The sequence below is a fragment of the Rhizobacter sp. genome (genome assembly GCF_031412495.1).
Classification (GTDB): Bacteria; Pseudomonadota; Gammaproteobacteria; order Burkholderiales; family Burkholderiaceae_C; genus Schlegelella_A.
The window spans coordinates 1-14032 of record NZ_JANODC010000205.1 but is presented as its reverse complement, the minus strand read 5'-3'; the positions used below and the strand labels follow the sequence as shown (position 1 = coordinate 14032).

The 14032-nt window shown below is 71.4% G+C and carries 15 protein-coding genes and 1 pseudogene; 10 read left to right on the top strand and 6 right to left on the bottom strand.

What is annotated here, in order from left to right; genetic code table 11:
* Nucleotides 1-554: pseudogene (locus AC30N0_RS07730) on the bottom strand (hypothetical protein); the annotation flags it as partial.
* Nucleotides 555-678: 124 nt separating this feature from the next.
* On the opposite strand from AC30N0_RS07730, the gene AC30N0_RS07725 reads away from it, so the two are divergent.
* On the top strand, nt 679-2001 hold the full coding sequence (locus AC30N0_RS07725; RefSeq protein WP_489517347.1) for a glycerate kinase type-2 family protein: 1323 nt from the start codon (nt 679-681) through the stop codon (nt 1999-2001).
* Between the two features lie 2 nt (nt 2002-2003).
* On the opposite strand, the gene AC30N0_RS07720 is transcribed toward AC30N0_RS07725, so the two are convergent.
* A complete protein-coding gene (locus tag AC30N0_RS07720) occupies nt 2004-2465 on the bottom strand; it encodes a hypothetical protein (protein WP_489517346.1) in 462 nt (153 codons plus the stop codon).
* Here AC30N0_RS07720 and AC30N0_RS07715 point away from each other — a divergent pair.
* A complete protein-coding gene (locus AC30N0_RS07715) occupies nt 2455-3528 on the top strand; it encodes a malate/lactate/ureidoglycolate dehydrogenase (protein ID WP_489517345.1) in 1074 nt (357 codons plus the stop codon). The genes AC30N0_RS07720 and AC30N0_RS07715 overlap by 11 nt on opposite strands.
* Before the next feature lie 48 nt (nt 3529-3576).
* Nucleotides 3577-3795 (top strand): hypothetical protein, encoded by a 219-nt coding sequence (locus AC30N0_RS07710; protein ID WP_489517344.1) that lies wholly within the window; start codon nt 3577-3579, stop codon nt 3793-3795.
* Between the two features lie 9 nt (nt 3796-3804).
* On the opposite strand, the gene AC30N0_RS07705 is transcribed toward AC30N0_RS07710, so the two are convergent.
* Both AC30N0_RS07705 and AC30N0_RS07700 read right to left on the bottom strand, forming a co-directional pair.
* Entirely contained in the window at nt 3805-4707 is a 903-nt protein-coding gene (locus AC30N0_RS07705) for an NAD(P)-dependent oxidoreductase (protein ID WP_489517343.1), read from the bottom strand.
* A gap of 113 nt (nt 4708-4820) precedes the next feature.
* The gene (locus AC30N0_RS07700) at nt 4821-6029 is read right to left on the bottom strand and encodes a DUF4382 domain-containing protein (RefSeq protein ID WP_489517342.1); all 1209 of its coding nucleotides are present in this window, start codon (nt 6027-6029) and stop codon (nt 4821-4823) included.
* Between the two features lie 263 nt (nt 6030-6292).
* On the opposite strand from AC30N0_RS07700, the gene AC30N0_RS07695 reads away from it, so the two are divergent.
* The 7 genes from AC30N0_RS07695 to AC30N0_RS07665 all read left to right on the top strand — a co-directional run bounded on the left by AC30N0_RS07695 (nt 6293) and on the right by AC30N0_RS07665 (nt 13152).
* On the top strand, nt 6293-7717 hold the full coding sequence (locus AC30N0_RS07695) for a Rieske 2Fe-2S domain-containing protein (protein ID WP_489517341.1): 1425 nt from the start codon (nt 6293-6295) through the stop codon (nt 7715-7717).
* Nucleotides 7714-9201, top strand: a complete 1488-nt coding sequence (locus AC30N0_RS07690) for a glutamine synthetase family protein (protein ID WP_489517340.1) — start codon at nt 7714-7716, stop codon at nt 9199-9201. Before AC30N0_RS07695 ends, AC30N0_RS07690 begins: the two co-directional genes overlap by 4 nt.
* Before the next feature lie 2 nt (nt 9202-9203).
* The gene (locus tag AC30N0_RS07685) at nt 9204-9530 is read left to right on the top strand and encodes a 2Fe-2S iron-sulfur cluster-binding protein (protein ID WP_489517339.1); all 327 of its coding nucleotides are present in this window, start codon (nt 9204-9206) and stop codon (nt 9528-9530) included.
* Between the two features lie 94 nt (nt 9531-9624).
* Entirely contained in the window at nt 9625-10104 is a 480-nt protein-coding gene (locus AC30N0_RS07680) for a TRAP transporter small permease (RefSeq protein ID WP_489517338.1), read from the top strand.
* Complete coding sequence (locus tag AC30N0_RS07675; protein WP_489517337.1) at nt 10101-11420, top strand: TRAP transporter large permease; 1320 nt, start codon at nt 10101-10103, stop codon at nt 11418-11420. The genes AC30N0_RS07680 and AC30N0_RS07675 overlap by 4 nt, the downstream gene beginning before the upstream one ends.
* A gap of 10 nt (nt 11421-11430) precedes the next feature.
* Entirely contained in the window at nt 11431-12021 is a 591-nt protein-coding gene (locus AC30N0_RS07670) for a histidine phosphatase family protein (RefSeq protein ID WP_489517336.1), read from the top strand.
* Nucleotides 12022-12114: 93 nt separating this feature from the next.
* On the top strand, nt 12115-13152 hold the full coding sequence (locus AC30N0_RS07665; protein WP_489517335.1) for a TRAP transporter substrate-binding protein: 1038 nt from the start codon (nt 12115-12117) through the stop codon (nt 13150-13152).
* Between the two features lie 55 nt (nt 13153-13207).
* Here the strand turns inward: AC30N0_RS07665 and AC30N0_RS07660 are convergent, their stop codons facing one another.
* Together AC30N0_RS07660 and AC30N0_RS07655 are read right to left on the bottom strand one after the other, a co-directional pair.
* Complete coding sequence (locus AC30N0_RS07660) at nt 13208-13654, bottom strand: hypothetical protein (protein ID WP_489517334.1); 447 nt, start codon at nt 13652-13654, stop codon at nt 13208-13210.
* Between the two features lie 83 nt (nt 13655-13737).
* Nucleotides 13738-14032: general secretion pathway protein GspB (locus tag AC30N0_RS07655; RefSeq protein ID WP_489517333.1), on the bottom strand; the 295-nt coding region annotated here is incomplete at its 5' end.

Here is a 14032-nt window from a genome sequence, read left to right as displayed (position 1 = left end):
GTGCCGAGCTCGAGGCTGTCGTCGTAGTCCTTGAACTGGCGCTGGTCCCAGACCTTGACCGCGCTCTTGTTGCGGCCCTTGTCCTGGCCGATGCGGATGCCTTGCGGGTTGTAGCCGTAGGCGCCGAAGGGCGAGGTACCGCCGGTGCCGATCATCTTGCTGCCGCCTTCGTGGCGCTTCTTCTGCTCCTCGAAGCGCTTCTTCAGCGTCTCCATGAGCTCGTCCCAGCCCATCTTCTCGATCTTCGCCTTCTCCTCGGCGCTGAGCTCGAGCTCGAACTTCTTCTGCAGCCAGTCGAGCGGGATGTCCTGGGTGAAGTCGGTGAGCAGCTCGACGCCCTTGAAGTAGGCGGCGAAGGCGCGGTCGAACTTGTCGAACTGGGCCTCGTCCTTGACGAGCGAGGCGCGCGCCAGGTAGTAGAAGCGGTCGACCGTCGGGCCTTCCTCGGCATCGTCGATCACGCCGGCCTCGATCGCCTGCAGCAGGCTCAGGTACTCGGTGACCGAGACCTTGAGCTTGGCCGCGCGCAGGGTGAAGAAGAAGTTGATGAGCATGGCAGCGGCAGCGCGTCGGGCAGGGGTACGGGCAGTGCCGCCGAGCATAGCCGCTGGCCTGCGGCCCCGGCGCGGTGGCGGGCTCTGCGACAGGCTGGTCGACAATCCGCCGTCTGCCGTGACCATGACCGAGCCTTCGCTTCCCGATCCGCGTCGCGACCCGCGCGGCTTCCTGCGCGCCCTGTTCGATGCGGCCGTGCGCCAGGCCGTGCCCGGCGAATCGCTTGCCCGTTTCTTGCCGCCGCCGCCGAAGGGCCGGACGCTGGTCCTCGGCGCCGGCAAGGCCGCGGGGGCGATGGCCGCGGCGGTCGACACCGCGTGGCCGGCGGGTGCGCCGCTGAGCGGCCTGGTCGTGACGCGCTACGGCGCCGTCCCGCCCGCCTACGCCGCCAGGCACGCGCTCGGCCAGGCGCGCATCGAGGTCGTCGAGGCGGCGCATCCGGTGCCGGACGCCGCCGGCCGCGCTGCCGCGGCGCGCATCCTCGAGCTGGCCGGCGGCGCCGGCGCCGACGACCTCGTCCTCTGCCTGATCTCTGGCGGCGCCTCGGCGCTGCTGACCCTGCCCGCCCAGGGCCTCGGCCTCGCCGACAAGCAGGCCGTCAACACGGCGCTGCTGCGCAGCGGCGCGGCCATCGACGAGATGAACTGCGTCCGCAAGCACCTCTCGGCGATCAAGGGCGGCCGGCTGGCGCGAGCCTGCTCGCCGGCCCGCGTCGTCACCCTGCTCGTGAGCGACGTGCCGGGCGACGCACCGGCGGTGATCGGCAGCGGCCCGACCGTCCCCGACCCGACGACCTGCGCCGACGCGCTGGCCGTCCTCGACCGCTACGCCATCGCCGTGCCGCCGCCTGTGCGTGAAGGTCTCGAGCGCGGCGACCTGGAGACCCCGAAGCCCGACGACCCGGTCTTCGCCGGCCATGTCGTGCATCTCGTCGCTACCCCGCAGCAGTCGCTCGAGGCCGCCGCGGCGCTGGCGCGCTCGGCGTCGATCGACGCCCACATCCTCGGCGACGAGCTCGAGGGAGAGTCGCGCGAGGTCGGCAAGGTGCATGCGGCCATCGCCCGGCAGGTCGCCCGGCGCGGGCAGCCGTTCACTGCACCGTGCGTGCTGCTCTCGGGCGGCGAGACGACGGTCACCGTGCGCGCCCAGGGCGGCCGCGGCGGCCGGGCCGGCGAGTTCGCGCTCGGCTGCGCGATCGCACTGCGGGGCGCGGCCGAGGTTCACGTCCTCGCCGCCGACACCGACGGCATCGATGGCAGCGAGGCCAACGCCGGCGCCTTCGTCACGCCCGACACGCTGGCCCGTGCCGCCGCGATCGGCCTCGGCGCCGCGGCCCACCTCGACGGCAACGACGCCTTCTCGTTTTTCGAGCCGCTCGGCGACCTGCTCGTCACCGGGCCGACGTTCACCAACGTCAACGATTTCCGGGCCCTGCTGATCCTCTGAGGTCAACGATGTCCCGGGCGCCGCAGGAGACGTTCGCGTTCCAGCGTCATCCGGACGACGCGATCCCGCTCGGGGTCTTCGGCAATCGGCCGCCACCGTGCGTCGATGTGCCGCGGCACGCCGTAGAAGGCCTCGACGCTGTCGCTGCGGTCGGCCGGGATCGCCGGCGGCGCGCCGTGCACCGTCCAGCTGCGCTCGGTCGTCGCGCCCGGCAGCGGCCGGTCGGTGAAGAGGATGCGGCCGTCGGCGGTGCGCTGCTGCACGATCAGCGTCGGGCCGCCTGTAGGCATCGATGCCGCTGCGTCGAAAGCCGACAGCGCGCAGGCAAGGACGGCGATGACGAGGGGCGTGCGCATGGTGTCCCGAGGGGGCAACCCCTGTGCCCGCCGCACGTCGTTCGCGACCGACGATCCATCCTTGATACGCTCTGCGTGGCCAACCAGGGATGACTCCATGATCGACACCCACACCTTCCGGGCCGAGGCCCTCGTCGCTGCGGTTCGCGAGGTCGTCGCCGCAGCCGGCTCGGGCGACGCGGAAGCGAACCAGGTCGCCGAGAACCTCGTCGAGGCGAACCTGCGCGGCCACGACTCGCACGGCATCGGCATGCTGCCGCGCTACGTCGACGCGGTGCTCGAAGGCGGCCTGTCGGTGAACGCCCACGTGACGGTGCGCCAGGACAGCGGCAGCCTGCTGACGCTCGACGGTCAGCACGGCTATGGCCAGGTCATCGGCCACGAGGCGATGGAGCTCGGCGCCGAGCGGGCGCGCCGGCATGGCGTCTGCGTCGTCGGCCTGGCGCACTCGCACCACCTCGGCCGCATCGGCCACTGGGCCGAGCAGTGCGTGCGGCACGGCCTGGTCTCGATCCACTTCGTCAACGTGCTGTCGCGGCCCATCGTCGCGCCGTTCGGCGGCCGCGATGCGCGCATCGGCACCAACCCGTTCTGCGTCGGCATCCCGCGCCCCGGCCAAGAGCCTGTGATCCTCGACTTCGCGACGAGCAAGATCGCCCAGGGCAAGACGCGCGTCGCCCACAACAAGGGCGTGCCGGTCGAACCGGGCACCCTCATCGACCACCGCGGCGAGCCGACCACCGACCCGCGCTACACGGTGATCGAGCCGGTCGGTGCCTTGCTGCCGTTCGGCGAGCACAAGGGCGCCGGGCTGGCCCTCATCTGCGAGCTGCTCGGCGGCGCCCTCGCCGGCGGCGACACCGCGCGTGCGGTGACCGACGGCCGGCGCCGCGTCCTCAACAGCATGTTCTCGATCCTGGTCGATCCCGAGCGGCTGGGCACGGCGGCCAATCTGGCGCGCGAGATGGAAGGCTTCGTCGCCTGGTCGACGGCGTCGCCGCCGGCTGCCGGCATCGACCGCGTCAGAACGCCGGGCGAGCCCGAGCGCGAGATGCGAGCCCGGCGCCTGCAGGACGGCGTGCCGGTCGATGCGGTGACCTGGACCGAGATCGTCGCCTCTGGGGCCAAGGTCGGGGTGGCGCCGGAGCGCATCGAGGCCGCGGTGCGCTGAGGCGCGACCGCGCACGTCCAGCATGCGCCGCCCCGTCAGCGACCGATCGTGAGCACGCTGGACAGCGGCTGGATCCTCGCCGCCGGCCTGGCGCTGTTCGTCGGCTGGCTCGGCTGGACCCTGCTTCGCACGCGACGGGGACCGCCGCAGCGGCAGACGCCGGGGGAGACGTGCGGCGGCGCCGCCGCGCCAGCCCGCGAGGCAGGGCCGGCACCCGATCCGCCGGTGCCCACCGAGGGCTCGTCCGAGGGATCGACCCGGACCTGAGCCGGCCGCCTAGCTGCGGGTGCCGACCAGCCGGGCGCCGGTGATCTTCTCCTGCGCCTCGACCAGCGACGGCACGAATTTGCGCCCGTAGCCGAGCGCGCTGGCCAGGACCAGCGACTGGTGCACCGCCTCGCCGACGACCGTCGGGATGGCCAGGCCTTCGGCCAGGTGCGTGTAGTAGCGGACGTCCTTGCGCGCGTTGTCGAGCTCGAAGCGGAGCGCGCCCAGGTCGCCCTGCAGCGTCTTCGACATCATCTGGAACAGGCCCGAGTTGACGGCTCCTGCCGAGACCAGGTCGACGAGCTTCTGCGGGTCGATGCCCGCGCGCTGGCCTACCGCGAACGCTTCCGCGGTGGCGGTGCAGATGGCCTGGGCGATGAAATTGTTGAGCAGCTTGATGATGTGGCCGGCGCCGGGCCCGCCGACGTGGAAGACGTTCTCCGCGAAGTCGCGCAGCACCGGCTCGAGCCGGGCGAAGGTGGCGGCCTCGGCACCGACCATCACGTTGAGCTTGCCCGCCTCGGCCTCGATGGGCGTGCGCGCGAGCGGCGCATCGACCAGCGTCGCGCCGGCGGCGCTGCACGCCTCGCGCAGCCGGGCCGTGGAGTCCGGCTCGCTGGTCGAGCAGTCGACCACCAGCAGGCCGGCGCGGGCGCCGGCGAGCAGGCCCTGGGCGCCGGCGAGGGAGGCCTCGACCTGCGGCGAGCCGGTCACGCAAAGGAACACGATCTCGCTGCGCGCAGCAAGCTCCGCGGCGGTCGCGCACTCGACCGCCCCGGCCGAGAGAAGGTCGGCCACGCGTTCGCGGTTGCGGTGCACGGTGAGGCCGAGCGAGTGGCCCTTGGCGAGCAGGTTCTTCGCCATGCCGTGCCCCATCAACCCCGATGCGCCGATGAATCCGATCGCTGCCATGTGTGCCTGTCTCCGTTGCTTGTGACGATGGCGCCGATTGTGCGCGGCTGCCGCGGGCCGGCCGCAAAAGAGAACGGCGCCGAGCGGCGCCGTTCTTCGCGGGGCAGGTCCTGTCAGGGGAACGTGAAGCTCAGGTTCGTCGCGTCGCTGCTCGTCACGTCGACGTCGAGCGTCTTGACAGTGCCGCCGACGATCGCCCGCACCGTGTGCCGGCCGGTCGGTACGGCCGGATCGTTCGAGAACACCAGCGGTGCCTGCGTCGCCGAATACGCCGCGCGGACCGGCGCGCCGCTGTGGACGGTGTAGAGGAAGCTGCCGTTGGCGCCGTTGACGGGGGCGGTGGCGATGACGACGTCCGGGCCGCCGGTGTACCGCTTGACGATCTCGATCAAGGCATCGACCGGCGTCGTGCCCGTGTTCACGGTGCCGCCGATGGCGCGCAGCGCCCCCGGCTGCGGCGGATCGATGCGCGTCGCCTCGGTGTTGATGCTGGTGACCGAGGTGTTGCTGACGGGCACGCCCGTCACGATCGCCGGCACGCGGCCGACGGCACTGACGACGAGGTCGTAGGTGCCGGCCGGGACGGGGTAGAGCGTGAAGCGCCCGGTGCTGTCGGGGGGCGTCGACTTGACCTCGACGCCGCCGGACTGCACCGAGATGCGGGTCGTCGCCGCCGGCAGCGCCGCCGCGACGAAGCCGACGACGCGCATGCCTGCGTCGTTGACGCGGCGGACGATGCCGAGGACCGGCTTCAGGTTGTAGGTGCCGGTGTTGCCGACGCGGACGACCGACTTGCAGGCGTCGAAGTCGAGGATGTAGTCGGAGACCTGGTTGTCGACGACGTCGATCGTCACGTTCAGCTTCAGTCCGCTCTGCGACGCGCTCGGCGTCGCCAGCGCCGTCTGCGTGCCGGTGCCCGTGAGGGTGACCGCGTTGGCCATCGGGCTGCCTGCGCTGTTGGCGGCGAGGACGAGGCGAAGCTGGTTGTAGCGACCGGCCGGCAGGCTGGTCTGGCCGAGCTCTTCGAGCACGCCGTTGTTCAGCGACAGGAGGTCGACGCGGCGGTTCACCACCACCTCGGACCAGCCACCGTCGGCGTCGGCCGCCGATGCGCTCTGGTGCACGCGGACCCGGTCGATCGTGACGTCGACGCGGTCGTAGCCGCAGGCCGGCGCGTCCGTGAGGGCAAGCTTGAGGATGCCGGTCCCACCGCTGGGCGGGGGACTGCCGCTGTCACCGCCACCGCCGCCGCCGCAGGCGCCGAGCACGGCCGCGACGAGTAGCGTCGTCGCGAGGGAAAGGTATCGGGTGACTGATCGCATGGGAGGTCTCTTCGGATGAGGTTGGAAGGGCGGGCGGCGACGCCGTTGTCGACGCTCGGACTCTCGATTCAGTATGGTCGAACCCGTTGGCCGCATCCACAAGGCCTTGATCGCGGGGGCTGTATTTCCCGCCGATGCGGCGTCGTCCGACAGGCCGGCGCGACCGCTTCCGACACATCGACGGCCGACCCGGGCGGACGGTGTCTTCGCGCAGGCCCGGCCCGCCCGATTCTGTAGACTGACCCATCCCTCCAGCCAGTCGCATGCAAGCCGAGCAGAACGAACTCATCACCCGCGTCGGCCCGGGGACACCCTGCGGCGCCCTCATGCGCAGCTACTGGCAGCCGGCCGCGCTGGTCGACGAGTTCGAGCCGCGTCTCGACCCGCACATGGCGCATCGGCCGGTCAAGGCGGTGCGGCTGCTCGGCCAGGACCTCGTCCTCTTCCGCGCCGCCGATGGCGGTTTCGGCCTGCTCGACCGGCACTGCCCGCACCGCGGCGCCGATCTCGCCTTCGGCCGGCTCGAGGCCGAAGGCCTGCGCTGCCCCTTCCATGGCTGGAAATTCGCCGCCGACGGCAGGTGCCTGGAGACGCCGGCCGAGCCCGCCGGCTCCACCCTGTGCCAGCGCGTCCGCGCCCGCAGCTACCCGGTCCGCGAGCTCGCCGGCGTCGTCTTCGCCTGGCTGGGCCCGGACGGCGCGACGCCGCCCGAGCTGCCGCGCTTCGACGCCTTCGTCGCGCCGCCGAGCCACAGCTTCGCCTTCAAGGGCCTGTGGAACTGCAACTGGCTGCAGGCCTTCGAGGTCGGCATCGACCCGGCCCATCCGTCGTTCCTGCACCGCTACCTTCAGGACGAGAGCCTCGACGCCGCCTACGGGCGCCAGTTCCGCGCCGCCAGCGCCGGCGAGGTGGGCGGCGAGCGCTGGCCGATGACGCGCGTGATGCGCGAGTTCTGCCAGCCGGAGATCCGCTTCGACAGCGTCGCCGACGGCCTGCTGCGACTGACCACGCTGCGCCCGATGACCGAGGCGCTCACTCACGTCCGCGTCACGCACGCGCTGTTCCCGGCGACCTTCGTGATCCCGCTCTCGGAGACGATCACGATCACGCAGATGCACGTGCCGGTCGACGACACGCACACCTACTGGTACTCCTTCTTCTCCAGCTTCGCCGAGCCGCTCGACCGCGAGACGATGCGCGCGCAGCGCCTGGCCTGCGTCACGCTTCCGGAGTACGCGCCGAAACAGGGCCGGCACAACCACTGGGGCTTCGATGCCGAGGAGCAGCTCTCGCGCACCTACCTCGGCATGGGCGAGGAGGACATCAACCTGCACGACCAGTGGGCGGTCGAGAGCATGGGCGAGATCCAGGACCGCACGAAGGAGCACCTGGGCAGCACCGACAAGGTGATCATGGCCAACCGCCGCACGCTGCTGAAGGCGATCGCGACGGTGCAGGCGGGCGCCCGGCCGCCGATGGCGCTGGCTCCCGGCGAGGGCGCGTGCTTCGTCGGCCCCGACACCATCGACTGCATCGCCCCGGCGCAGGACTGGGAGGGCTACTGGTCCCGCGCGGCGGCGGCGAAGCGGGCCGCTGCCGGCTGGCTGCAGGGAAGCGCGGGCGAGCCGACGCCCGCAGCGCAGGCGGCTGACGCCGACGCGAGCGTCGCCGCCGAGGCGCACCGGTGACTTGGCCGGTCACCGGCCAGGACGTCGACAGCGCGTCGCGCGCAGCGGCCTGCGAAGGCGTTGCCCTGCGCATCGAGGCCGAGCAGGTCGAGCTGGTCCGCATCGGCTGGTGCGACCTGCACGGCGTGCTGCGCGGCAAGACCCTGGTCGCCGCGGCGGTGCCGGGCGCGCTGCGCAGCGGCGTCGGGATGGTCAGCACGATCCTGCTCAAGGACACCTCTGACCGGACCGCCTACCCGATCTTCGAGCCGGGCCGGGCCGAGGCGCTGCCCGGCTTCGGCTTCGCCAACAACCTGCTCCTGGTGCCCGACCCGGCGAGCTTTCGCGTCCTGCCGTGGACCGAGCGCACGGGATGGCTCCGCGCCGAGGCGCGCTTCGAGGACGGCACGCCGGTGCCGATCGACACCCGGCGCATCCTGCAGCTGGCGCTGCGGCGGCTCGCGCAGGCCGGCTACGGCTTGCAGTGCGGCCTCGAGGTCGAGTTCCACATCTACCGCATGACGGCGCCCGACAGCGACCCGTCGCTCGACCCGGCGCGGGCCGCCTGGCCGGGCGAGGCGCCGACGGTGGCGATGATCCACCCCGGCTACAACCTGCTGACCGAGGCCTGGGCCGACATGGCCGACGAGCCGCTGCGCATCGTCCAGCAGACGGCGCAGGACCTCGGCCTGCCGCTGCGCTCGCTCGAGATCGAGCTCGGTCCGAGCCAGGTCGAGGCGGTGTTCGACCCGAGCGACGCGCTCACCGCCGCCGACCAGATGGTGCTGTTCCGCAACGGCGTCCGGCAGGCCCTGCGCCGCGCCGGTTACCACGCGAGCTTCGTCTGCCGCCCACCCTTTCCGAACGTCATGGCCAGCGGCTGGCACCTGCACCAGTCGCTCGTCGACCTGGAGTCCGGGAGCAACGCCTTCCAGCGCGCCCAGCCCGCCTCGGGCAGCGGCCCGGCGGATGCGCAGGCGACGCTGTCGGCCGTTGGCGACGCGTGGTTGGCCGGGCTGCTCGGGCACGGCCGAGGCATGGCGGTGTTCTGCGCGCCGACGGTCAACGCCTACGCTCGTTTCCGCCCCAATGCGATGGCGCCGCAGACGGTGACCTGGGGTCGCGACAACCGGGGCGCGATGCTGCGCGTCCTCGGCGGCTGCGGCGACGAGGGCACGCGCATCGAGAACCGGCTCGGCGAGCCCAGCGCCAACCCCTATCTCTACATGGCAGCGCAGATCCACGCCGGCCTCGACGGCATCGAGCGAGGCCTCACCGCGCCGCCAGCGACCGGCGCGCCCTATGCGAGCGGCGGCGCGGCGTTGCTGCCGGCCGGCCTCGGCGAGGCCCTCTCGGCCTTGGCCGACGACGAGGCGCTCGGCCGCGCTTTCGGTGCCACCGTTGTCGGCTGGCTGACCCGCGTCAAGCGCTCGGAGCTCGAGCGTTACGAGCAGGCCGAGGACAAGGTCGCCTGGCAGGCCCGCGAATACTTCAGCCGCTTCTGAGCATGCCGATCACCGTGCACCTGGTCGACGCCGATGGAACCCGCCACGCCCTCGTCGGCGAGAGCGGACAGAGCCTGATGCGCGTCGCCACCGACGCCGGCCTCGACGGCATCAAGGCCGACTGCGGCGGCTGCCTGAGCTGTGCCACCTGCCACGTGATCGTCGACCCCGTCTGGGCCGCCCGCCTGCCGCCGCCCTCGAGCGACGAGGACGCCATGCTCGAGATGACGGCGGCGGCCCGCCAGCCGACGAGTCGCCTGTCGTGCCAGATCGTCCTGAGCGAAGGCCTCGACGGTTTCGTCGCCGGCCTGCCCGATACCCAGTACTGAGCCCGGCCGCGGCAGTGCCCCCTAAACTCGCGGGCGCAAGGGCGGTGCGACAACGAAATCGGAGGCTCCGCCGGAGCCCTGCAAGGGAGAACCCGTGAGACTGCTCGAAAAGGCGGCCAGGGCGTGCGCCATCCTCGCGGGCGTGCTGCTGACAGTCATCACGTTGATGACGTGCGTCAGCCTGCTGGGTCGCAACACCATCGGCTGGAGCATCGTCGGCGCGTTCGAGCTGGCCGGCTCGGCAGCCGGCGCCGCGATCGCCCTGTTCATGCCGTGGTGCCAGGTTCGGCGCGGCAACATCATCGTCGACTTCTTCACCGCCAAGGCTGGCGCAGGCACGCGCGACCGGCTCGACCGCTTCGGCGCCCTGCTGCTGGCCCTGGCCATGGGGCTCATGGCCTGGCGGACCGGCATCGGCGGCGTGAACGCCTGGAAGTCGCAGGCCGGCTCGATGATCATGGGCTTCCCGGAATGGATCGTCTATATCGGCATGGTGCCGCCGCTGGCGCTGACCGCCGTGATCGCGCTCGCGCAGGCGGTGCGCGGCTTCGGCGACCCGCCGGTGCCCGCATGAGTCCGCTCGCGCTGACGGCGCTGATCTTCGGGTCGATGCTGGTGATGATGGCGATCCGGGTGCCGATCGCCGTCAGCATGTTCGGCGCCGGGTCCCTGGGTTATCTGGTGCAGACGGGATGGCTGCCCTTTTCCAACTTCCTCAACACGCAGGCCTTCGCGCGCTTCGCCAGCTACGACCTGTCGGTCATTCCGCTCTTCATCCTGATGGGGCACTTCGCCACCAAGGGCGGCATCAGCAAGTCGCTGTTCGAGTTCGCCGCCGCGGTGATGGGTCGATTCAAGGGCGGCCTGGCCATGGCTTCGCTGCTCGCCTGCGCCTCCTTCGGCGCCATCAGCGGCTCGTCGGTGGCCACCGCCGCGACGATCACCAGCGTGGCCCTGCCGGAAATGCGCCGGCACGGCTACTCGGGCCGGCTCGCGACCGGCACCCTGGCCGCCGGCGGCACGCTGGGCATCCAGCTGCCGCCGTCGATCGTCCTCGTGATCTACGCCATCCTGACCGAGCAGAACATCAGCAAGCTGTTCGCCGCAGCCATCGTGCCGGGCCTGATCGCCATGGTCGGCTACATGGTGGCAGTCGCCATCTACGTGCGGCTCGTCCCGGGGCACGCGCCGGAGATCGAGGACGCGCCGCCGGCGCTCACTTGGCGCACCTGGCTCGGCGTGGCGCCGATCATCCTCATCTTCGGCCTCGTGTTCGGCGGCATCTACGCGGGCCTGTTCACGCCGACCGAGGGTGCTGCGGTCGGCGCCACGACCACCTTCCTCACCGCCCTGTGCAAGGGCGAGATGAGCATCGACAAGTTCAAGGAGTGCTTCTACGGAACGGCGGTCAGCGCGGCGATGATCTTCTTCATCTTCCTGGGCGCCGACCTCATGAACTCGGCGCTGGCGCTGACCCAGGTCCCGAACCAGCTCGCTGCGCTGGTGGGCGGTTGGGGCCTGTCACCGCTGATCGTCGTGGTCGCGATCCTGCTGTTCTACGTCCTTCTCGGCGCGGTGATGGACGAGCTGTCGATGCTGCTGCTGACGATCCCGATCTTCTTTCCCATCGTCATGGGCCTCGACTTCGGCATGCCGAAGGAGTCGGTGGCCATCTGGTTCGGCATCATGGTGCTGATGACCGTCGGCTTCGGCCTCATCGCGCCGCCGGTCGGGCTGAACGTCTACATCGTCAACGGCATGGCCAAGGGCGTGCCCATGGGCGAGACCTACCGCGGCGTGATGCCTTTCCTGGTCAGCGACGTCATCCGGACCGCGCTGTTCCTGTTCTTCCCGATCATTCCCCTATGGCTGGTGCGCTTCACCGGATAGGGCCACGGTCGTGCAACGTCGCCTCTGCCTGTGCGGCATCGCCGCCTCTGTCCTGGTCCCGCCCGGTGCGCGAAGCCACCCAGCGGAGCAGGCGGCTGCCCTGGACGCGCTGCGACGGGGCGGCGCCGGTCTGGTCGTCGCCATGCGCCACGCGCTGGCCCCGGGCACGTTCGACCCGCCGGACTTTCGCCTCGACGCGTGCAGCACGCAGCGCAACCTGAGCGACGAAGGCCGGGCCCAGGCGCGGCGCATCGGGGAATGGTTTCGCGAGCACCGGCTCGTGCCGCGGACGGTGCGCTCCAGCGAGTGGTGCCGCTGCCTGGACACCGCGCGCCTGGCATTCGGTGCCGCGCAAGCGTGGCCGGCGCTGAACTCCGTGATCCGCGACCGGACGGCCGAGGCGGCGAGCACCAGCCTGGCCCGCGCCGAACTGGAGCGCCTGGCGGCCGTAAACGAGCCCGGCTTCGAAGTCTGGATGACGCACCAGGCGAACATCAGCGCCCTGGCCAGCGGATTCACCAATTCCGGCGAGGCCTTGCTGCTGCGCCACGAGCCCGGCCGGGCCGGGCCGGCCATCGTCGCGAGGCTCGCGATCGGTTGACCGCGGTCGTGGCCGGACGCTAGGGAAAAACGCCGTCGCGCCTCGACCGCTTTCCCGTTACCTTCACGGCTTCGCCACCGGAGATCACACCTCATGAAACGCCGTTCCCTCATCCAGGGTGCCGCCGCTGCCGCCCTCGGCGTGCCCCTGTCGGGCCTCGCGCAGCAGTCGGTGACGCTGAAGTTCCATACCTTCATGGCGCCGATGAGCAACGTCTGGCTGTCCATGCACAAGCCCTGGATGGAAAAGGTCGAGAAGGATTCGGGCGGCCGCATCAAGTTCGAGGCCTATCCGGCGATGCAGCTCGGCGGTACGCCGGTGCAGCTGTACAACCAGGCCCGCGACGGTGTGGTCGACGTCGTCTGGACGCTGCCCGGCAACACCGCCGGCCGCTTCCCGCGCGTCGAGGTGTTCGAGCTGCCGTTCATCATGACCAACGCCGAGGCGACGTCGAAGGCGTACTGGGAGTACATCCAGACCCAGGCCCCCGACGAGTTCAAGGAGACGCAGGTCATCGCCTTGCAGGTGCACGGGCCGGGCATGTTCCACTCGACGAGCAAGCTCATCAAGACGCCGGCCGACCTCAAGGGCATGAAGGTGCGCGGCCCGACCCGCCAGGTCACGAAGCTGCTCGCCTCGCTCGGCGCCACCCCTGTCGGCATGCCGCTGCCGCAGATCCCCGACGCGCTCTCCAAGGGCACGGTCGAGGCGGCGGTGATCCCGTGGGAAGTCGTGCCGTCGGTGAAGGTGCACGAGCTCACCAAGTTCCACACCGAATTCCCGGCCAACGTCCCGGCGCTCTACACCACGACCTTTGTGATGGCCATGAACAAGGCCAAGTACGAGAGCCTCTCGCCCGACCTGAAGAAGGTGATCGACGCCAACTCCGGTCTCGCCACCTCGGCCTGGCTCGGCAAGACGCAGCAGGGCAACGACCCTCTCGGCAGGAAGGCGGCGGTCGACCGGGGCAACACGATCTACACGCTCACTTCCCCCGAGGCGCAGGAGTTCATCAAGGTCTCGCAGGCCATCGACGACGAGTGGGTCGCCGACATGACCAAGCGCGGCTTCGACGGCAAGAAGCTGCTGCAGACGGCGCGCGACCTGATCGCCAAGCACAGCAAGGCCTGACGAAGCGCCTCGGCCTGGTCTCGACCGAGGCCGGGCCCAGGGGCCGGCGCGGCGCCTAGAGCTTGCCGCCGCCGCTGTTGCTGCCGCTGGTGCCCGTGTTGCCCGTCGGCACGCTGCCCGGTGCGCCCGGGTTCGTGCCCAGGGTCTGCGAGGTCGTGGCCTGGTTCGGCGTCGGGCTCGGGCTGCCGGTCCCGCCCACGCTCGGGCCGGACGCCGGGTTGTCGGCGCTCGGCGGTTGCGGCAGGCTGGTGGTGCCGCGGGCGCTCGCCGAGTTCGTGAGATCGGTCGACTGCGCCGCGGTCGACGAGTTGGTGAGCCCCTGCGGCGACACCGGCATCGGCGTCGATGCCGTCGCCGCGGGAGCCGCGGCGCCGACGGTGGCGTTGCCGCCGCGCGCCGACTCGGCGCTGGCGGGCTCGCGGCTGCAGCCGGCGAGCGCCGCGGCGGCTGCGGCAACGAGGAGGACCGATCGGCCCGGGCGGAAGGGGGAAGGCATGGCCATGGATCGCTCCGGCAGTTCGATGCCGCCGGGTAGCAACCGGGATGCCGCGTGCGGCCGACGACGCGCCGGCGTCGCGGCCTGCCTCAGTAGGTCAGCTCGTAGCGATAGCCCTTGAACGCCAGGACGGCCGAGCGCAGGCGGATCGTCTCGAGCTCGAGCCCGGGGGCGATCTTGTCGCCCTCGTGGAAGACCTGGCCGTTGATGATCAGCATCCGGCTCGCCGCATCCTTGGAGTAGCTCGCCCCGCCGACCGACAGCCTCGGGATCTCGCGGCGGATCGCCTCCGGCAGCTCGGCCTGGGCGTAGACGCGGTTGTCGGCGCCGGCGCGCGGCTCCGATGCCGGCGCCGCGGACCGTGCCGCGCTGCGCCGCGCCTCG

Excerpts from the sequence above, each read along its gene's own strand:
- AC30N0_RS07695 (WP_489517341.1), top strand. The coding sequence starts at position 6,293 with ATGCAAGCCGAGCAGAACGAACTCATCACCCGCGTCGGCCCGGGGACA.
- AC30N0_RS07725 (WP_489517347.1), top strand. The coding sequence starts at position 679 with ATGACCGAGCCTTCGCTTCCCGATCCGCGTCGCGACCCGCGCGGCTTC.
- AC30N0_RS07665 (WP_489517335.1), top strand. The coding sequence starts at position 12,115 with ATGAAACGCCGTTCCCTCATCCAGGGTGCCGCCGCTGCCGCCCTCGGC.
- AC30N0_RS07675 (WP_489517337.1), top strand. The coding sequence starts at position 10,101 with ATGAGTCCGCTCGCGCTGACGGCGCTGATCTTCGGGTCGATGCTGGTG.
- AC30N0_RS07685 (WP_489517339.1), top strand. The coding sequence starts at position 9,204 with ATGCCGATCACCGTGCACCTGGTCGACGCCGATGGAACCCGCCACGCC.
- AC30N0_RS07705 (WP_489517343.1), bottom strand. The coding sequence starts at position 4,707 with ATGGCAGCGATCGGATTCATCGGCGCATCGGGGTTGATGGGGCACGGC.
- AC30N0_RS07715 (WP_489517345.1), top strand. The coding sequence starts at position 2,455 with ATGATCGACACCCACACCTTCCGGGCCGAGGCCCTCGTCGCTGCGGTT.
- AC30N0_RS07660 (WP_489517334.1), bottom strand. The coding sequence starts at position 13,654 with ATGGCCATGCCTTCCCCCTTCCGCCCGGGCCGATCGGTCCTCCTCGTT.
- AC30N0_RS07700 (WP_489517342.1), bottom strand. The coding sequence starts at position 6,029 with ATGCGATCAGTCACCCGATACCTTTCCCTCGCGACGACGCTACTCGTC.